Origin of the sequence: Phaeobacter sp. JH20_02, assembly GCF_048056915.1 — a bacterium.
Taxonomy (GTDB): Bacteria; Pseudomonadota; Alphaproteobacteria; order Rhodobacterales; family Rhodobacteraceae; genus Phaeobacter; species Phaeobacter bryozoorum.
The window spans coordinates 19,363-37,124 of record NZ_JAYMVP010000028.1 but is presented as its reverse complement, the minus strand read 5'-3'; the positions used below and the strand labels follow the sequence as shown (position 1 = coordinate 37,124).

At 61.4% G+C, this 17,762-nt stretch carries 19 protein-coding genes; 4 read left to right on the top strand and 15 right to left on the bottom strand.

Translation table 11 applies throughout. The features are described 5' to 3' along the window. Position 1: 1 nt before the first annotated feature. Together VWY34_RS14145 and VWY34_RS14140 are read right to left on the bottom strand one after the other, a co-directional pair. On the bottom strand, positions 2–1,111 hold the full coding sequence (locus tag VWY34_RS14145; protein ID WP_416551567.1) for a hypothetical protein: 1,110 nt from the start codon (positions 1,109–1,111) through the stop codon (positions 2–4). Positions 1,112–1,125: 14 nt separating this feature from the next. Further along, positions 1,126–2,220: a glycosyltransferase family 61 protein gene (locus VWY34_RS14140; protein WP_416551569.1), complete on the bottom strand. Its 1,095-nt coding sequence runs from the start codon at positions 2,218–2,220 to the stop codon at positions 1,126–1,128. A 76-nt stretch (positions 2,221–2,296) separates the two neighbouring features. Between VWY34_RS14140 and VWY34_RS14135 the strand changes: the two genes are divergently transcribed. From VWY34_RS14135 to VWY34_RS14120, 4 genes are read left to right on the top strand one after another with little or no spacing between them, the layout of a single operon-like run. Next, positions 2,297–2,509 carry a hypothetical protein gene (locus tag VWY34_RS14135; protein ID WP_416551571.1) on the top strand — a complete coding sequence of 71 codons (213 nt, stop codon included), beginning with the start codon at positions 2,297–2,299 and terminating at the stop codon, positions 2,507–2,509. Positions 2,510–2,525: 16 nt separating this feature from the next. Next, a complete protein-coding gene (locus VWY34_RS14130) occupies positions 2,526–2,972 on the top strand; it encodes a lysozyme (protein ID WP_416551573.1) in 447 nt (148 codons plus the stop codon). Then, positions 2,969–3,274 (top strand): hypothetical protein, encoded by a 306-nt coding sequence (locus VWY34_RS14125; protein ID WP_416551575.1) that lies wholly within the window; start codon positions 2,969–2,971, stop codon positions 3,272–3,274. The genes VWY34_RS14130 and VWY34_RS14125 overlap by 4 nt, the downstream gene beginning before the upstream one ends. Next, positions 3,255–3,464, top strand: a complete 210-nt coding sequence (locus VWY34_RS14120) for a hypothetical protein (RefSeq protein ID WP_416551577.1) — start codon at positions 3,255–3,257, stop codon at positions 3,462–3,464. Before VWY34_RS14125 ends, VWY34_RS14120 begins: the two co-directional genes overlap by 20 nt. Before the next feature lie 270 nt (positions 3,465–3,734). Here the strand turns inward: VWY34_RS14120 and VWY34_RS14115 are convergent, their stop codons facing one another. The 13 genes from VWY34_RS14115 to VWY34_RS14055 all read right to left on the bottom strand — a co-directional run bounded on the left by VWY34_RS14115 (position 3,735) and on the right by VWY34_RS14055 (position 17,693). Continuing rightward, positions 3,735–5,213 (bottom strand): HD-GYP domain-containing protein, encoded by a 1,479-nt coding sequence (locus tag VWY34_RS14115; RefSeq protein WP_416545881.1) that lies wholly within the window; start codon positions 5,211–5,213, stop codon positions 3,735–3,737. Between the two features lie 135 nt (positions 5,214–5,348). Next, a complete protein-coding gene (locus VWY34_RS14110) occupies positions 5,349–6,104 on the bottom strand; it encodes an ABC transporter ATP-binding protein (protein WP_416545879.1) in 756 nt (251 codons plus the stop codon). After that, complete coding sequence (locus VWY34_RS14105) at positions 6,101–6,958, bottom strand: ABC transporter ATP-binding protein (RefSeq protein ID WP_340545623.1); 858 nt, start codon at positions 6,956–6,958, stop codon at positions 6,101–6,103. Before VWY34_RS14105 ends, VWY34_RS14110 begins: the two co-directional genes overlap by 4 nt. Beyond that, the gene (gene nikC / locus VWY34_RS14100) at positions 6,955–7,890 is read right to left on the bottom strand and encodes a nickel transporter permease (RefSeq protein WP_416545877.1); all 936 of its coding nucleotides are present in this window, start codon (positions 7,888–7,890) and stop codon (positions 6,955–6,957) included. The genes VWY34_RS14105 and nikC overlap by 4 nt, the downstream gene beginning before the upstream one ends. Next, positions 7,887–8,945, bottom strand: coding sequence for an ABC transporter permease (locus tag VWY34_RS14095; protein ID WP_340545621.1), 1,059 nt, complete (start codon positions 8,943–8,945; stop codon positions 7,887–7,889). The genes nikC and VWY34_RS14095 overlap by 4 nt, the downstream gene beginning before the upstream one ends. 1 nt (position 8,946) lies before the next feature. After that, complete coding sequence (locus tag VWY34_RS14090) at positions 8,947–10,542, bottom strand: ABC transporter substrate-binding protein (protein WP_340545620.1); 1,596 nt, start codon at positions 10,540–10,542, stop codon at positions 8,947–8,949. 91 nt (positions 10,543–10,633) lie between these two features. After that, positions 10,634–11,704, bottom strand: a complete 1,071-nt coding sequence (locus VWY34_RS14085; RefSeq protein WP_340545619.1) for a dipeptidase — start codon at positions 11,702–11,704, stop codon at positions 10,634–10,636. Positions 11,705–11,907: 203 nt separating this feature from the next. Then, a complete protein-coding gene (locus VWY34_RS14080) occupies positions 11,908–12,579 on the bottom strand; it encodes a class II aldolase/adducin family protein (protein ID WP_416545875.1) in 672 nt (223 codons plus the stop codon). A 7-nt stretch (positions 12,580–12,586) separates the two neighbouring features. After that, positions 12,587–13,690, bottom strand: coding sequence for an S-methyl-5-thioribose-1-phosphate isomerase (gene mtnA, locus VWY34_RS14075; RefSeq protein WP_416545873.1), 1,104 nt, complete (start codon positions 13,688–13,690; stop codon positions 12,587–12,589). An 87-nt stretch (positions 13,691–13,777) separates the two neighbouring features. Further along, positions 13,778–14,068, bottom strand: a complete 291-nt coding sequence (locus tag VWY34_RS14070) for a MoaD/ThiS family protein (protein WP_416545871.1) — start codon at positions 14,066–14,068, stop codon at positions 13,778–13,780. A 9-nt stretch (positions 14,069–14,077) separates the two neighbouring features. Next, on the bottom strand, positions 14,078–16,348 hold the full coding sequence (locus tag VWY34_RS14065) for a xanthine dehydrogenase family protein molybdopterin-binding subunit (RefSeq protein ID WP_416538770.1): 2,271 nt from the start codon (positions 16,346–16,348) through the stop codon (positions 14,078–14,080). Next, the gene (locus VWY34_RS14060; protein ID WP_340545614.1) at positions 16,348–16,830 is read right to left on the bottom strand and encodes a (2Fe-2S)-binding protein; all 483 of its coding nucleotides are present in this window, start codon (positions 16,828–16,830) and stop codon (positions 16,348–16,350) included. The genes VWY34_RS14065 and VWY34_RS14060 overlap by 1 nt, the downstream gene beginning before the upstream one ends. After that, positions 16,827–17,693: an FAD binding domain-containing protein gene (locus VWY34_RS14055; protein WP_416534913.1), complete on the bottom strand. Its 867-nt coding sequence runs from the start codon at positions 17,691–17,693 to the stop codon at positions 16,827–16,829. The genes VWY34_RS14060 and VWY34_RS14055 overlap by 4 nt, the downstream gene beginning before the upstream one ends. Positions 17,694–17,762 lie beyond the last annotated feature (69 nt).

Genomic DNA, 17,762 nt, shown 5'->3' with positions numbered 1-17,762 from the left:
CTCAGCCCCGGTAACGGCCAAGCATGTTCCTAAATTGCGCGGCTTTCTTGCGGATAAACCCGCCATTGGGCCGCGCTCGTTCTGCCAGCGCCATCAGGTCAGCGGCTTGTACCAGATCAGGCGTCCCACCTTTTTCAAACATCATGGCCACATCCCGCAAAACATCTGCATCCTCGACACCAAGGCTCCGGTCGGCCATGTGAGCGCAGACGTTGCGGATGATCACTTCAAGCTGATCGTGGGTCAGGGTAACGGTGTTGTTGGGCGCAGCATCAGCAGGCGCATATTTCTCGTACGGCTCAATCTCGATCCGGTCTTCTTCCGCGACAAACTCGTTCACCTCAGCGATGGTGCCGGAGATCTGGCCGCGCACGGCATCATAGGCCGCTTCTGAAAACACCGCCTTGCCAGCACGGATATCAGGCAGTTCATGCACAAGCGGGTAGCTGATCAGCCGCCGCGAGCGCTTGCCCATGTATCGGTTGAATAGCAGCTGCACTTGGGTCTCGGATTCAGTGAGGGACCGGTTCACCGGCGACCTCACGTCCGACACATTCGCTGACGTCGCAAATTCCGGGCCAAAGCAAGTGGTAAGGAAGTCGCGGATGATATCGCTCTTGCGGGCGGAATAGTTCCTGATGCTGAGTTTGAACCCGTCCGATGCCGCCGCGTTGATCCAAAACGGGATCGTGCTGTAGTGATCATCCTCGTAGCCCAGTAGGTAGCTGTCGAGATCCTCAGGAAGGCCGGCGGTCTTCACCTTCTGCCCCCATGACGACACCAAGTATTCAAAGACATTCCGCGTATACAGGACCACATGCAGATCCGGTGCACGTCGACTGATCATCTCGTCCAGTGCGCCGTCTTGCGAGAGCGTCATAAACAGCCCCTCGTTGGATAGCAGCGTGTCTGTTTTCAGCGTGAAGCCAGGATCAAAGATCAATCGGCCATTGCCTTGCGTCACGTGCCCTTTCTGGGCCTCACCAAACGATCCGTGTTCCGGGTAAGCAAAGCCCGCGTCCCTGAGTTTGGCGCCATTGACGGCCAACCAGCTTTGGATAGCGCTGGATCCGGTTTTTCTGTGACCGATGTGCAGGATCAGTTTCGCCACGTCTCACCTCATCTCTACCGCTCGGCTCGTGCCAAGTCCTTTTCGCGGAACTGCTTCCCGAAATCGCGAGACCAAAAGCTGACCTCATCTTTGATCTCGGTGTCGGACGGCTGGGGCCAATCTGTGCCCGATATGAACCCCGCGCTGCGCAGCCCCTCCGACAGCGCGGTCATGTCCAGCAACGACAGATCTTTTAGCGGGTTGTCCTCCGCACCGACCTGGCACCACTGACGCACGATCTGCCGGAAGGGAAACACCTCGCACCCGGCCAGCAGGCGAAACATCTGCTCCAGGCTGTAGGTGGCGCCAATGAGCCGTCGATTGATGATCCCGACCTGACAGCCCCGCGGCACAGCGAACCCCGCCAGAAACATCGCTGAGCAATCGCTGGCGACCACATGACTTGCCGTGCGGTAGGCCTCGATCTGTTCACTCATGCTGTGTTCTTGGGGGTGAAAGATCAGATAGCCCTCTGCCGCCAGATACTGCTCGATACGATCCTCGAACAGGAACCGGCCGTTTTTTGGGAAGCGACTGCGGGAAATGTAGATCTTGCGCTGCGGGTTGGAGGGCAGGCGTACCCCGCGATCGACAAAGGCGGCGAACTCCGGCGTTCCAGCGGCCATGTCCTTTAGGCCGAAGCCCTGTTCCGGGATCACCAGCTGATCAACCGTCGCAGGTTCCGTCACGATCTCAACACGGCGCCCTTGCGTAAAAGTCTCCAACACCGCCTTGGCCGGATTTATCAAACGGGGCCGCGCTGCTTTCACGTCCCGCGCAAAGAACAGGATGCCGTCAATATCGCCTGCCTGATCGAGCGCCCATAGCCGCCCGGTGCTTTCCGCGAGGGTGTGGCCGAAGTGGGGCTGCAATATCCCCCCGAACAGGTAGCGGCCAGCCAAGTGCGTTGCGGGATCTGGCAGGACGTCAGGAAGGGCAGAGCGCGCTTCACCTGGTTCCTTCCACGACACCGCCTCAGAACACAGCGTCCCGTCAGCACCGAACACTGTGGCAGATCGTTCGGAACGCGTGGCATCCGTCCACGGCACCAGCAGCGGGTTTTTCAGCTCAATAATCTGATCGGTCGATCGGGAAAATACTCCGGGCATTTGTGACCTCTACCCAACACCCAATGATTGCACAAGTTCACAAGCGCACCCGTTAGCGCACCACCAGAGGAAGAAAATGAAACTGACGCACGATTGGCAAAAGATTGCCCTCGAAGCTTGGTCCATGTGGGGCCTCTACCTGATGATCGCTCTCAGCGTGGTTCAGGCGGTTCTGCCGTTCTTCGAGGCCGGGATCCCGTCTCAGATCTATTCCGGCTTGATGATTGCGCTGGCCGGTTTGACTGCCGTGGCCCGGGTTATGACCCAGTGGGGTGCCTACCGTGGGTAAGGCGCGCAAAACAGTCATGGGAGCCGCAGCAAGTGCTGCTCTGGCGACCGCATTCATCGGCGGGTGGGAAGGCCTTCGGACGGAGGCATATCGCGATGCCGTGGGCGTCTGGACCGTCTGCTACGGCGAAACCAAAGGCGTGGCCCCCGGAGATAGCTACAGCAAAGCAGAGTGTGACGCGATGTTCGCGTTGGAACTCCGCAGCTATGAGGCCCAGCTGGACCGCTGTCTGAAGGCCGATGTTCCGACCGGCGCCAAGATCGCGTTTCTGTCCTGGACCTACAATGTCGGGGCAGGGGCGGCCTGTCGGTCAACGCTCGTGCGCAAGGCCAACGCCGGGGATCTGGTCGGTGCCTGCAAAGAACTGCCGCGCTGGAACCGAGCCGGGGGTCGTGTGCTGCGGGGTCTCACCAACCGCCGGATCAGCGAGCGCTCGATGTGCCTCAAGGCGGTGAACGGGTGATCCGCAACGCTCTGACCATCACTGCCCTTATCGCCGCCCTGGCCGCAACTGGCTGGGGCTGGTGGCAGTCCGGGCGCCGTGCCGCGGTACAGGACGAACTGGACGCAGCCAAGCGCCGCCTTTGGGTCACCGAACGGCAGGTCGAGGATGCGCGGCAGGCGGCTGATGTGTTGGACGCCCACATCAAGCGGATGCAGAGCGAACAGCGCCAACTGGATGCGGACCTGCGCCGCCTGCGCGAAATGGAGGGGTATGATGCGCCACTGTCTGATTTTCTCGGCGATGCTTTTGACCGCCTGTAGCCAGCCCGAACCGGTGCCTGTCTATGTCGAGCGCCCGATACCGGCTGAGCTGACCACGCCCTGCTCTGAACCGGTGAAGGGCGCACGATCAGAGGGCGGGCTGATAGAGCTGACCTATGGTTGGCGCGCGACCGCCCGATGCAATGCCGGGAAGCTGAAGGATATCGCAGAGCTGACCGGGCCGCACTGATGCACAAATTGGTGTGTTTCGGGGTTGGGTACCGGACGGCATCACATCGACGCCGCCCAGCTTTTCCTGAGTACAACCACCTTGATTTTGAAGAATAACTTCGGAATTCAAAATCCCCCGCCTTTGCGGGCGTGCCGGTTCGAGTCCGGCCTTGGGTACCATGAAAAGCAGAGAGCGCGATTGCTGCCTCTCTGCTTTTTTGTTGTCTCCAGCGCCGTTTTGCCTGCATCCGGTGGACTGCTGACAAACCCCAGATAAGCATCTGGGGCGCTAGAGTTTTGGTGAGAATGGCCGCTCTTCGCGGGCAGGCCAGGGGCTGGCGGCTATGGCATCCTTCAGGGCGTGATATATCGCCGGATCTATGGCCGTTCCCTGCATATCATCCATTATCTCAAAGGCCTTTTCCAGCGGCAGTGCCGAGCGATAGGGCCGGTCCGCGGTCAGCGCGTCAAAGATGTCAGCAACCGTCAGCACGCGCATGTCGGTGGTGAGATCGGCGGCTGCAAGCCCATGCGGGTAGCCTTTCCCATCGAGCCGTTCATGATGGGCCGCTGCCACCTCCGCCACGTCTTCAAAGACTGAAATCCGCCGCAGAACGTCGTGTCCCAGCACGGGATGCAGCTTCATGCAGGCGAACTCTTCCTCCGTAAGCTTGCCCGGTTTGTCGAGGATTGCATTGGATACCCCCAGCTTTCCCAAATCATGCAGAAGTCCGGCCCGCACCATCCAGCGACGATGCACCAGATCATGGCCCAACTGTTCACAGATCATGTCCGTGTAATGGGCGACCCGTTCGGAATGGCCGTAGGTAAAGGGGCTTTTTGCGTCGATAACCTTTGAAAAAGCGTAGGAAATTTCATCGAGATAGGTTTCATCAACCGTGAGGGTCGCCCGGGCGGAGCGATCCGAGAACACGCTCGCTTCCAGTCGACTGCTGGTCAATGCGTCATAGAAACCGGGGGACCGGATCACCCGGGTAAACACTGGAACAAGATCGGGATCGAACCAGCTTCCGGCACGCTCCTCCAGCTCGGTAGCGGCGGCTTTTGAGCCCATCTGCAGCGTGAACACATCGGTGACCTGAGCCATCAGCGCAATGCGCGAGAACAGCGGAATCTCGTCACCGCTGATGCCGGCCGGGTGGCCGCCGCCGTTCCAATGCTCGTCCAGCCCTGCGATCCCTTCTGCGACCTGTTCGGAGAACCGCATCAGCCGGGCGATCTCCGCGCCGCGATCGCAGCGGGTCTGGATCAGCTCAGTCGCCAGACTGCCGCTGCGGCCAATCACGCCGGTCACTGTTTTCAACCGCTTCAACCGGCTGTCGCCCTGGCCGGTATGGCGCAGGACAAATTCGAGCTTCTGCCGGGTGGTTCCGTCTACGAATTTGAAATTGCGTTTGAAGGTCAGATCATCCGTGCGGTAGAGCGCGCAGATGCGGGCGGCGTTAGAGCTACAGCCGAGATCCTTCAGAAGCAGGGTAAAGTAGAGATCAGCGCGATCCTCCTGCGACAGATCGAGGTAATCGGCGACCTGCATGCCGATCCAGCAGCATCTTACGCAATGACCCTCTGGCTGGCCTTCTGTAAGATCAAGCGCATGGCTGAGCGCGCCGAGGAGTTCGCCCAGCTGGACGGTCTGGCCGCCAACCTTTGGGTAGGTCACGCCATGCAGGACACCAGAGGAGACGGTCGCAACCGTCATCCCCGGACCCGGTCCGGACAGCGAATAGGGGGTCGGCGTGGCCACCATGACACGCATCCTTGTTCAAACGCGCGTCAAGCCTACTATCTTGGCCTTAATCTCAGGTTACCGTCCCGTGCGCGGCGCATTCCGAGGGGCGTCGCCCGCTTGGCAGCTCTCTGTCAGACCCCTGACAGCCCCATTTCAGGCCACCCGATTGGCGGAGGCCCGCAGCAGCGTTTGTGTATAGGGGTGCTGTGTCTGCCCGGCGCGCATGGCATCAATGCTGAGCACCTCTACAATCTCGCCATGCTGCATCACCGCCGCCGCATCACACATATGCGCAACGACCGCGAGGTCATGAGACACCATCACAAAGGTCAGCCCATGCGCGGCACGTAAATCGCTGAGAAGGTTCAGGATCTCCGCTTGTACCGAGACATCCAGCGCCGAGGTCGGCTCGTCCAGCAGCAGGATATCCGGCCGTGGGGCCAGCGCGCGGGCGATGGCGACGCGCTGCCGCTGACCACCGGACAGCTGGTGCGGATAGCGAAAGCGGAACGACGGCCCAAGGCCGACATCCTGCAGCAGCTGTTCCACCCGTGCATCGATGTCGCGGAACCCGTGCAGATGCAGTGTCTCCGACAGCACCTGATCCACGGATTGACGCGGGTGCAGCGAGGCATAGGGATCCTGAAACACCATCTGAACGGTCTTGTAAAATGCGCGGTCACGGGTCGGTCCAAGCCGTTTGCCCTCAACCGATATCTCACCATTCCACTGCGGCGCGAGACCGGTGATGGCTTTCAGGATAGTGGATTTTCCTGAGCCGCTTTCGCCGACGAGGCCGAAACTGGCGCCGATCTCGACCGCCAGAGACGCCGATTTCACGGCATGGACCAATGCGCCACGGTCGCCGAAATAGACGTTTAAGTTATTGATTTCCAGCGCCATTGTCATCTGCGACCCTCCACGCTGGGCGCATCCCGCCAGGCGGGATCACGTTGCAGCACCTCAAGCCGAGGACGCGGAGCATCAAATCGGGGCAGGCTGCCGAGCAGACCTCGTGTATAAGGGTGCTGCGCTTCGTGCAGCTGATCGGCGTCGCAGACCTCGACGATGCGGCCTGCATACATGATCAGCACCCGATCACAGAACTGCGACACCAGATTGAGATCGTGGCTGATAAAGATCAGCCCCATGCCGCGTTCCTTCACCAGCCGATCCATGATCGACAGCACCTGTCCCTGCACCGAGACATCCAGCGCCGAGGTCGGCTCATCCGCGATCAGGATTTCCGGGTTTGGGATCAGCATCATGGCAATCATGATCCGTTGCCCCATGCCACCCGACATCTCATGCGGGTAGGCGGTCATCACGCGCTCCGGGTCGCGGATCGACACAGCCTCCAGCATTTCCAAGGCCTTGGCATAGGCCTCGGTCTTGGTGGATTTGCTGTGCAGGCGGTGGGCTTCGATCAGTTGATCGCCGATGGTCATCACCGGGTTGAGCGAGAATTTGGGATCCTGCATCACCATGGAGATCTGTTCGCCGCGAACCTTGCGCATCTCGCGCTCCGATTTTGCCAGCAGGTTCTCGCCGTGCAGATTGATGTGATCCGCTTCGACGATGCCGGGAGGCCGGATCAGTCGTAGGATGGCGCGACCGGTCATTGACTTGCCGGAGCCGCTTTCCCCAACGATGCCGAGCCGTTCACGGCCGAGCGAGAAGGACACACCGCGCACTGCGTCAAAGATGCCATTGCGGGTGGGAAATCGCACCCAGAGGTTTTCGATATCCAGAAGCGGGCTCATGAGGCGCTGTCCTTTGGGTCCAATACGTCGCGCAGGCCATCTCCGAGCAGGTTGAACGCCAGCGAAACGGCAAAAATGGCAAGACCGGGCATGGTGGCCACCCACCAGTGATCGAGGATGAACCGGCGCCCTTCGGAGATCATCGCGCCCCATTCCGGGCTTGGTGGCTGGGCGCCAAGGCCGAGGAAGCCCAGACCGGCGGCGGCCAGAATGATGCCTGCCATATCGAGCGTCACCCGAACGATCAGCGAGGAGATGCAGAGTGGCCAGATATGTTTGATGATGATCCTGAGCGGGCCTGCGCCTTGCAGGCGGATCGCGCTGATATAGTCGGAGGAGCGGATCGTCAGTGTCTCGGCCCGCGCCATCCGTGCATAGGGCGGCCAGGCAGTGAGCGAGATCGCCAGTACCGCGTTTTCAATCCCGGCGCCAAGAGCAGCGACAAAGGCCAGCGCCAGCACCAGCCGTGGAAACGCCAGGAAAATATCGGTGATCCGCATCAGAATGATATCGGCCCAGCCGCCGACGTAGCCGGAGACGGTGCCAACAAGAAGGCCCGCAACCGGTGCAATCAGCGCCACCAGCGCCACGATATAGAGGGTGATGCGGGCACCATGGATCAACCGGCTGAGGATATCACGACCAAGGGAATCCGTGCCCAGAATATGCCCCTCGCTGCCCAACGGTTGCAGCCGATTGGCGAGATTCTGCACATATGGGTCATGGGGCGCGATCATCGGCGCCAGCAGCGCGATGGAGATCAACAAAATCAGGATGGCCAGCCCGACCATCGCCATATGGTTCTGCTTGAGCGACAGCCAGCCCTGATAGAGCGCCGCCAGCCGGGCCTGACGCCGCGATCTCGGCGTGTCGGTCAGCAGCCAGGCGCGCAGGCCCTGCTGAGGGGCCGGGGTTTGCGATGACAGGCTCATTTCGACCTCGGATCAAAGACTTTGTAGAGAAGATCGGAGAAGATATTGAGGCAGATGAACACGAGCCCCACAACAACTGTACCGCCCAGTACCGCATTCATGTCAGCCGACAAAAGTGCGGTGGTGATATAGCTGCCGATCCCCGGCCAGGAAAAGATGATTTCGGTCAGAACCGATCCCTCAAGCAGATTGGCATAGCTGAGGGCGATCACGGTGATCAGCTGCACGCGGATATTGCGAAATGCGTGCGTCCAGACCACGGCCCATTCACTCATGCCTTTGACGCGGGCGGTGGTGATATATTCCGCCGAGAGCTGTTCGAGCATGAACGAGCGCGTCATGCGGCTGATATAGGCAAGGCTGTAATAGCCGAGCAGCGCGGCGGGCAGCACGATATGAGAAAACGCGTCGCGAAACGCGCCCCAATCACCTGCAATCAGCGAGTCCACCAGGATCATGCCTGTGACCGACGGGATCATATCCTCGTAGAAAATACCCTGACGTCCGGGGCCGCCGACCCAGCCCAGAATGCCGTAGAACAGCAAGAGCCCCATCAGGCCGAGCCAGAAGATCGGCATGGAATAGCCCACAAGTGCAATCACGCGGGCAATCTGGTCGATCCAGCTGCCCCGGCGTACGGCGGCGATGACCCCCAGCGGCACGCCCAGAATGCAGCCAAAGAGAATGCCAATAGTGGCAAGTTCAAAGGTCGCCGGAAACACGCGTGCGATATCGGAGGAGACATCCCGCGCGGTCAGCAGCGAGGTTCCGAAATCACCGCGCAGCACATCGGTGACATAGTAGAAAAACTGAATAGCCAGCGACCGGTCCAGACCCAGCTCACGGTAGGCGGCATTATACTGCTCCTCGGTGGCGCGTTCCCCCACGATGGCCAGCACCGGATCAATGGGCATCACCCGACCAATCAGGAAGGTCACGAACAAGAGGCCCAGCATGGTGACTGCGATGGACGACAGCGTCACCAGTGTGCCGCGCGCCCAAGGGGGGAGGGGCAGCCAGGGCCGCCGCTCCGTTTCTGTTGCGAAATTCGCCATTTTACTTGGTCACGTCCCAGTAGGCGACAGAGGTGATCGCCCCGCCGAGGCTCAGCCCTTCGACATTGTCGGCCATGCCAGCCTGTTCGATCAGCTGGAACATGATGGCAAAGGGGGCTGTGTCGCGGAACTCTGCCTGAATTTCGTGGTACATCTCGGCGCGCTTGTCGGTGTCGCCCTCGACCACGGCGGCGGCAACCTTTTCCGTCAGCCCGCCGGTGTCCCAGCCGTTGCGCCAGGCCAGAAGACCGGTTGCATTGGCTTCGTCCGAGTTATCCGGGTTATAGGCAAAGGTCCCCGCATTGGTATGCGGATCAGGATAGTCCGGGCCCCATGCGCCCAGATAGATATCCAACTCGCGTGCGCGGTATTTGCCCAGGATCTGTTTGCCAGTGCCAACCTCAAGGTTCAGCGTGATCCCGGCCTGTGCAAAGGTGTTTTGCAACGACTGTGCAATTTCCAGCCGTTCCTGCGCTTCGCGTACGCCGACGGTCAGCTCCAGATTTTCGACACCGGCCTCTGCCAGCAGCGCCTTGGCCTTTTCGACATCGAGCGAGAAGGGGTTTTCGTCCACAGCGCCCAGATAGGTCTTCGGCAGGAAGTTCTGGTGGCCGACATACCAGTTCTTCAGGAAGCTGTTTTCCATACCGTCATAGTCGATGAGATATTTCAGCGCCTGACGGACCTGCGGCTTCGACAGTTCCGGGTGTTTCTGGTTGAAGGAGACATACATCAGGCGGCCGCGCATTTCGCGCAGCACCTCGACACCCTCAACACCGGCCAGACCGTCCACATCCGAGGGCGTCAGATCGCGGGCCACATCGATATCACCGCGTTCCAGCATCAGGCGCTGGGTTGCGCTTTCCTGAACGTGGCGCACGATGACGCGCTTCATTTCTGGCTCACCGCCATAATACGAGGGGTTTGCGCTCAGGGTGACACTTTCCTTCGGCTTCCAGCTGGCCAGGCTGTAGGGGCCGGAGCCTGCCGAATTGGTGGTCAGCCAATTGTTGCCCATATCGCCATCGACCTCATTGGCCATGACCAGTTCCTTGTCGACGATGGCGCCGATGGTCGCCGTGAGGCAGTTCAGAACAAAGGAGGTCGCATAGCGTTTGTCGGTGGTGATAGACAGCGTATTGCCATCAACCTTGATGGTTTCATCGACGTTTTCGGGCGTAAAGCCAAACTGCGTGATGATGAAGGACGGCGTCTTGTTCAGAATGACCGCGCGCTTCAGCGAAAACGCCGCATCCTCGGCCCGGACCGGGTTGCCGGACTGGAAGGTCACGCCTTCGCGCATGGTAAAGGTGATGGTGCGGCCATCCTCGGAGACTGTCCAGCTTTCGGCCAGATCGGGCTGATAGCCTGCATCCAGATCGGAGGGGTCAAAGTTGACCAGCTTGCCATAGATGTTGCGGATCACATCGGCACCCGCAAATTCAAAGCTCTGCGCCGGATCCAGCGTGGTGATATCGTCAATGCGGTTGGCAATAACCAGCATATTGGCGGGCGTCTCAGCCATGGTCGCCATCGGAGTGAGGCCAATCGCCAGCCCCAGCGCGGCGGTGCCAAGAAGGGTATGAATGGTTTTCATCTTTAACTCCCTATTGTGTTTTTGATCTTGGAATATCGCGCTGTTGTCAGCGTCTTGTTGTTGTGTGGGTCTGAACCGGAGCGCGCACCGGTCAGCTGCGCGCCTCCGTTTTCGGGCTGCGCCAGGTGGCATCCAGAACCCGCAGCCAGTTGTCGTGACATAGTTTTTTCATCAACGTCTCATCCACACCGTGGTGACGCAGAGCGGCGCGAAGCGCGGGCAGGCCTGCAACGGTCCTGATCTCCCGCGGCACGGTGGCCCCGTCGAAATCCGAGCCGAAACCAACCCGATCCTCGCCGAGCTGGCTGATCAGGTGGTCGATATGGCGCAGCATCCGGTCAATCGGGGTGTTTTCGTCCATCCGGCCATCTTCGCGCAGAAAGGCGACCGCAAAGTTCAGGCCGACCATCCCGTCACTGTCGCGGATCGCGTGCAGCTGGCGGTCGGTGAGGTTGCGGCTGTGCGGCGTCAGCGCATGGGCATTGGAATGGGTGGCCACCAGCGGCGCTGCGCTCAGCCTGGCCACATCCCAGAAACCGGCCTCGTTCAGATGCGACAGGTCGATCATAACACCCAGATCATTGCAGCGCCGGATCAGCCGTTTGCCATCCTCCGTCAGCCCCGGACCGGTATCGGGTGATCCCGGAAACCGGAAGGGCACGCCATGGCCGAACCTTGTCGGGCGGCTCCACACCGGACCGATTGAGCGAAGCCCGGCCTGATAAAGCAGGTCGAGCATGTGGAAATCCGGATCAATTGCCTCCGCGCCCTCCATATGCAGCACCGCCGCCATCATCCCGGTCGAGAGGCAGTCGCGAATATCTTCGGTTGTGCGGCAGACCTTCAGCGCGCCGTCGCTTTCCAGCTGAAACAGCAGGGACGCCTGCGACAGCGCGACAGGGGCGGCATCGGGCCAGCTGATCGCCGCCGACAGCGGCATATCATAGCTGTCTGCCATCATCTCGTCTTCGCTATCCAGACTGTGGCCATCCGGAATATAGATCGCAAAGAAGCCGCCGCCAAAGCCGCCCGTGCGCGCTTTGGCCAGATCAATCTGGCGCCCGCCGTTGCCTTGGAACCCGTCCACGCCGGATGAAATATCGCGATTGTGCAATCGCAGCAAAACATCGTTGTGGCCGTCGAAAATCAGAGGGTCAGTCATATTTCTTCCTAATTCCCTGATATGAGGTCGTATCTTTTGCGCTAACGCAAGGGAATTTACGCCCGTTTCCGGGATAAGACGGACGAAGGCCCAAAAACTGCCATCTAACTGGGAGGAATGGCGTGACAGCGGTCATCTTGCCCGCTGGTCGTTCGACCGGGCCGGGAAGATGTTCGATTATCGCGCAATGGCGACTCGGCTGGTCAGGCCTGTTTCAGCCCGTAGGTGGCGAAGGCAGCAAGCGCCTCCTCCATCTGCGCCGTGCTTAGCAGTTTTGGTGTGCCGATGCTGCGGGCCAGTATGTACGTCCGCGCCAAACTCTCCAGCTCCACCATGCGCCACATCGCCCGCGCCAGCGTATCACCGGTCACAAGGGCCCCATGGTTTGCCATCAGGCAGGCGTGGCGGTCGGCCATGGCGTGGACGACATGATCCGACAATTCAGCCGTACCGAACAGCGCGTAATCCGCCAGCGGCACGTCATCTCCGCCAAAGGCCGCGACCATATAGTGGCAGGCCGGGATCGTCATGTGGTTCACGGCGAGAGCGCAGCAATGCGCCGGATGGGCATGGACGACCGCCATCGCCTCCGGCCTCGCCGCAAGCAGCGCCTGATGAAACTGCCACTCCGACGACGGGGCCGGCTGTGCATCCTCGGGATCAGGCCCGCCCGCAAGCGGCATTCGGACGATCATCTCCGGGCTCATCGCCTCATAAGGGATGCCGGACGGGGTGATCAGCATGTCACCCCCGGCGATCCGCAGGGAGATATTGCCGGAGGTGCCCTGATTGATGCCGGTCCGGTTCATCTCCAGGCAAGCATCAATGATGGACTGACGCAGGGCGCGGCTGTCATCCGGGGCGGGTCTGATCATGGCGCGGTCACCCGGCCTTGCGGATAAGATCGGGGAACAGCGCCGCCAGCCCGTCGGCAGAGGCATCGCAGATGCCGCGCTCTGTGATCAGCCCGGTGACCAGCCGATTGGGGGTCACGTCAAAGGCCGGGTTGCCGCAGACCGTGCCGTCCGGTGTCACACGCGCAAGCCCGATGTCGCCGCTATCAAGCACGCCCTGCACATGGCTTACCTCGCGGCTGTCGCGGTCCTCGATTGGGATCTCGGCAACGCCATCGGTCACCGTCCAGTCGATGGTCGGCGAGGGCAGGGCGACATAGAAGGGCACCCCGTTGTCATGGGCTGCCAGTGCCTTCAGATAGGTGCCGATCTTGTTGCAGACATCACCCTGACGCGTGGTGCGGTCGGTGCCGGTGATCACCAGGTCGACCTGTCCGTGCTGCATCAGATGACCGCCGGCATTGTCGGTGATGTAGCTGTGGCTAATACCATGGCTGCCCAGTTCCCAGGCGGTCAGCGCGCCCTGATTGCGCGGGCGGGTCTCATCGACCCAGACATGGATCGGAATTCCGGCATCATGGGCCTGATACATCGGGCTGGTGGCGGTGCCCCAGTCAACCGTGGCGATCCAGCCTGCATTGCAATGGGTGAGCAGCCGCACCGGCTCACCTGCGGGTTTCTTCTGTGCGATCTCACGGATCAGGGTCAGCCCGTAAGTGCCGATGCGCCGGTTGATTTCAACATCCTCATCGGCGATTGCATGGGCCAGTTTCAGTGCGGCGTCAGCACGCTCATCCTCGGGCAGGGGACTCAGGACCTCCATGCAGCGGTTTAGCGCCCAGCGCAGGTTGATCGCAGTGGGGCGGGTCGCATTGAGCTGCTCCCAAGCGGCCTCCAGCGCACCGTCCGAAGGATCAAGCTCGGCCGCCAGCGCCATGCCATAGGCAGCGGTGGCTCCGATCAGCGGCGCGCCACGCACCCGCATCTCGACGATGGCGGTCGCGAAATCATCCAGTGTTGCAACCGGCTGAATGCGAAACTCATGGGGCAGCCAACGCTGGTCGATAATCATCAGAACCGATTGATCCTCGTCCCACCAGAGCGAGCGATAATGTGTGCCGTTGACCTTCACTGCGGTGTCCTCCGTTGATGGCTGGCCCAGCGCCGCCGCTGATGCCGTCCTAGCGCATTGGCGGTAAAGTGCAATCCTCTTGCGCAGCTAGCCGCCGCGCAACCTCTGCATGAGGTAGATTTCATTCTGGGGCCGGAGCGGTTCATCAAGACTGGCAGCAATGATCCGGCCGTCCACGGCAACGGATACGCCTGCGTCGAGAGCCGGTGCAAGTGCGGGATAGGCAGATTTGAGCGCTGCGATCATCGCGCCGATTGTGGTGGCCTGAACCTCCACAGCGTCCTGCCCATCTGCAAACCGTCGCAGGCCCGACCAGAGGTGTACGGTCAGGCGCGGCGTGCCCGCGCCCTGACCTGTGGCGCTGTACTCAGGTGCCATTGCGGCGCCTCAGCCCGTCTTGGCGCGCTGCTGATCCAGGGCGGCCAGAATCCGTGGTGGCGACATCGGCAGCGCATGCAACCGCACCCCCGCCGCCGCAGAGACTGCATTGGCGATGGCCGCGAGAGGCGGACAGATCGAGGTTTCGCCGACACCGCGCACGCCGAAGGGATGACCGGGGTTCGGCACCTCGACAATCACCGTGTCGATCATTGGCAGGTCCGAGGCGACGGGGATCCGATAGTCGAGGAATACTGCATTCTGCAACCGCCCGTCCTCGCCGTAGATATATTCCTCATTCAGCGCCCAGCCGATGCCCTGTGCGGCACCGCCCTGAAACTGACCTTCGACATAGGTGGGATGGATCGCCTTGCCCGCATCCTGAATGACCGTATAGCGCGTCACAGCGGTCTTGCCGGTTTCGGGATCCACCTCCGCATCGACGATATGGGTGGCAAAGGAGACGCCGGCCCCTTCGGGCGTCGCCTCGAAATGGCCCGAGATCGGTCCACCGGTCTTGCCCATGTCGCGGGTAATCTCCGCCAGCGGCATCGGGTCGAAGTTGCCCGCATTGGGACCGGAGGGCACGGCATGGCCGTCCTCCCATTTCACAGCATCCTCGGGGATACCCCATTTGGCCGCGGCGCGTTTGCTGAGCTTGGCCACGGCATCCTCTGCCGCCTTGATCGTGGCAAGGCCGCTGGCATAGGTCACCCGGCTGCCGTGGGAGACGTCATTATAACCAAGCGTGGCAGTATCGGCGATGGTGACGCGGATGCTCTCATAGGGAATGCCCAGAACCTCTGCCGCCATCAGCGCCATGGAGGCGCGGGAGCCGCCGATATCGGGCGTGCCAACAGAAATCTGACAGGTGCCATCCTCTGACAGCGACAATGACACCGAGGTTTCGCCACCATGGTTAAACCAGAAGCCGCAGGAGATCCCGCGCCCCTGACCGGGTTTCAGCGGGGCACTGTAGTGCGGATGTGCCTTGGCGGCCTCCAGCGTTTCGACCAGACCAATACGTTCGAACTTTGGCCCGTAGGAGGCTTTGGTGCCCTCGCGCGCGGCATTTTTCAAGCGCACTTCGATTGGGTCGAGATCCAGTTTACGGCAGAGCTCGTCAATCACAGATTCCACCGCATAAGCCGCCATCGGAGAGCCGGGCGCGCGATAGGCCGCCTGTTTGGGGCGGTTGCTCATGACGTCATAGCCAATCTGCTGGACGTTCTTCAGATCATAGGGCGCAAAGGCACACATTGCGGTCATATCCGCAGGCGCACCCGGAAAGGCACCGCCCTGTAGGCGGAAGGTGCCCTGTGCTGCGGTAATGATACCATCAGCGGTCATGCCGATCTTGATATCCATGGAGGTCGAGGCGGTGGGGCCGGTGGCGCGGAACACCTCGGGGCGGCTCATCACCAGTTTGACCGGGCGATTGGACTTGCGCGACAGGGCCAGTGCGACAGGTTCGATGAACACCGTGGTCTTGCCGCCAAAGCCACCGCCGATTTCCGAGGCGGTGACGCGCAGCTGCGATGTCTCAATCCCCAACAGCGCCGCGCAGTTCTTCTGCACATACCAGTGGCCCTGCGTACAGCACCACAGTTCACCCTTGCCGTCCTGTCCCAGCTGGGCAAGGCAGGCATGGGGTTCGATATAGCCCTGATGCGTGGCCTCGGTGACAAAATGCTCCTCGACCACCAGATCGGCCTTGGCAAAGCCCGCCTCGACATCGCCATGGCCGCTTTCGTGGTAGCGCACCACGTTTGGGTGCATCCCCTCCGGCACAGAGTAATCGGCAGCGCCCTCGCGGATCACCGGTGCATCCTTGGCCATCGCCTTATCGACATCGGTCACATGGGGCAGCACCTCATACTCGACCTCGATCAGCTTCAGCGCGTCACGTGCGGCGAGGGCCGAGGTGGCTGCCACAGCCGCGATGGCATGGCCATCATAGAGCGCGGTATCGCCCGCCATCACGTTTTCCAGCACATTCCATTGTTCGCCTTCCAGCCCCGGCGCGGGTTTGATGGCGTCCGAGAAATCGGCACGGGTGACAATCGCCTTCACATCGCTCAGCGCCTCGGCCTTGCTGGTGTCGATATGTTTGATCCGGGCATGGGCGTGAGGGCTGCGCAGGATGGCCCCGAAGAGCATTCCCGGTGCCGTGATATCGGCGCCAAAGCGCGCCTTGCCCGTGACCTTGTCCAGACCATCGGGGCGGTTGGGACGGGTGCCCACCTGGGTGAAATCGGTCTTGCGTTGATCCAGAGCCATTATGATGCCTCCCGCATCTCTGCCGCCGCGTCCATGACGGCGCGAATGATCTTGTCATAGCCGGTACAGCGGCACAGATTGCCCGCCAGCCAATAGCGCACTTCGGTCTCGCTGGGGTCGGGGTTCTTCTCCAGCAGCGCCTTGGCCGCGACCAGAATGCCCGGCGTGCAGATACCGCATTGCAGCGCGGCGTGGTCGATGAACTTCTGTTGCAGCGGATGCAGTGTTTCGCCAGCAGCGATGCCTTCGACGGTGGCGATTTCCTGGCCTGCGGCTTCGACGCCGAGCACCAGACAGGAACAGACCAGCCGCCCGTTGAGAGTGATCGAACAGGCGCCACAGTCGCCGGTGCCGCAGCCTTCCTTGGCACCGGTAAGGTTCAAACGGTCGCGCAGCACATCAAGCAGCGTTTCGCGCGGATCGCAGAGGTAATCGACGGCATCGCCGTTGACGGTGGCCGAGACGTGGATCTTCGTGCTCATGCTTTGTCTCCCTTGGCGCGGGCATAGGCGGTTTCTGCGGCGCGGCGGGCCATTACGCCCGCCACCTGCGTGCGAAAGGCAATGGTGCCGCGTTTGTCGGTGATCGGTGAGCAGGCATCAGAGGCAGCGGTGGCCAGTCGCCCCAAGGCCGCGTCGTCCAGCCTGGAGCCGATCAGGGCATCGGCACAGGCCTGCACCAGCAGTACCGTGGGCGCGACAGCTCCGAGGGCAACGCGGGCATCCGCGACGGTGTCGCCCTCCAGCCGAAGCCAGACACCACAGCCGACCACGGCGATGTCCATCTCGGTTCGCGGGATAAACCGCAGATAGGCGTCGCCCTGACCGGGCACGGCGGGCGGCAGATGCACCGCCGTGATCAACTCGCCGGGCTTCAGCGTGGTCTTGCCGGGAGCTGCCGGAATATCCACGACCGCGGCGCGGCGATTGCCGTCAGGTCCGGTGATGCTGACCGATGCACCTGCCGCAACCATAGCCGGCACGCTGTCGGCGGCAGGGGAGGCATTGCAGAGGTTGCCGACAAGCGTGGCCCGGCCCTGAACCTGGGTGGATCCGATCAGGTCCATCGCCTCGACCACGCCCGGCCATGCGGCGGACAGGTCATCATGTTCGGACATTTCGGCTCCGGCCACCGCGGCGCCGATGGTCCAGCTGCCATCGCTTTCCTTGCGGATGTCGCGGACGCCATCAATCGCCTTGATGTCGATCAGCGTATCCGGCGTGACGATATCGGCGCGCATCTGCACCAGCACATCGGTGCCGCCGGCCAGAACACGGGTAACTCCCGATGCTGAAGCCGCCAGCTCCGCCGCTTCGGCAAAGCTGGTTGGTCGGTGATAGTTCATTGGGACTGTCCTTTTGCTGGCCTGCTGCAGGTGGCTGATGGGTGGGTCCGGATGTCCGGGGCATGGAAT

What these genes read in the sequence shown, in the direction of transcription:
- VWY34_RS14105 (WP_340545623.1), bottom strand. Translation starts at nt 6,958, where the DNA reads ATGAGCCCGCTTCTGGATATCGAAAACCTCTGGGTGCGATTTCCCACC.
- VWY34_RS14135 (WP_416551571.1), top strand. Translation starts at nt 2,297, where the DNA reads ATGAAACTGACGCACGATTGGCAAAAGATTGCCCTCGAAGCTTGGTCC.
- VWY34_RS14095 (WP_340545621.1), bottom strand. Translation starts at nt 8,945, where the DNA reads ATGGCGAATTTCGCAACAGAAACGGAGCGGCGGCCCTGGCTGCCCCTC.
- VWY34_RS14070 (WP_416545871.1), bottom strand. Translation starts at nt 14,068, where the DNA reads ATGGCACCTGAGTACAGCGCCACAGGTCAGGGCGCGGGCACGCCGCGC.
- VWY34_RS14060 (WP_340545614.1), bottom strand. Translation starts at nt 16,830, where the DNA reads ATGAGCACGAAGATCCACGTCTCGGCCACCGTCAACGGCGATGCCGTC.
- VWY34_RS14140 (WP_416551569.1), bottom strand. Translation starts at nt 2,220, where the DNA reads ATGCCCGGAGTATTTTCCCGATCGACCGATCAGATTATTGAGCTGAAA.
- VWY34_RS14085 (WP_340545619.1), bottom strand. Translation starts at nt 11,704, where the DNA reads ATGACTGACCCTCTGATTTTCGACGGCCACAACGATGTTTTGCTGCGA.
- VWY34_RS14080 (WP_416545875.1), bottom strand. Translation starts at nt 12,579, where the DNA reads ATGATCAGACCCGCCCCGGATGACAGCCGCGCCCTGCGTCAGTCCATC.
- VWY34_RS14115 (WP_416545881.1), bottom strand. Translation starts at nt 5,213, where the DNA reads ATGGTGGCCACGCCGACCCCCTATTCGCTGTCCGGACCGGGTCCGGGG.
- VWY34_RS14090 (WP_340545620.1), bottom strand. Translation starts at nt 10,542, where the DNA reads ATGAAAACCATTCATACCCTTCTTGGCACCGCCGCGCTGGGGCTGGCG.
- VWY34_RS14055 (WP_416534913.1), bottom strand. Translation starts at nt 17,693, where the DNA reads ATGAACTATCACCGACCAACCAGCTTTGCCGAAGCGGCGGAGCTGGCG.
- VWY34_RS14120 (WP_416551577.1), top strand. Translation starts at nt 3,255, where the DNA reads ATGCTTTTGACCGCCTGTAGCCAGCCCGAACCGGTGCCTGTCTATGTC.
- VWY34_RS14130 (WP_416551573.1), top strand. Translation starts at nt 2,526, where the DNA reads ATGGGAGCCGCAGCAAGTGCTGCTCTGGCGACCGCATTCATCGGCGGG.
- VWY34_RS14065 (WP_416538770.1), bottom strand. Translation starts at nt 16,348, where the DNA reads ATGGCTCTGGATCAACGCAAGACCGATTTCACCCAGGTGGGCACCCGT.
- nikC (WP_416545877.1), bottom strand. Translation starts at nt 7,890, where the DNA reads ATGAGCCTGTCATCGCAAACCCCGGCCCCTCAGCAGGGCCTGCGCGCC.
- VWY34_RS14110 (WP_416545879.1), bottom strand. Translation starts at nt 6,104, where the DNA reads ATGACAATGGCGCTGGAAATCAATAACTTAAACGTCTATTTCGGCGAC.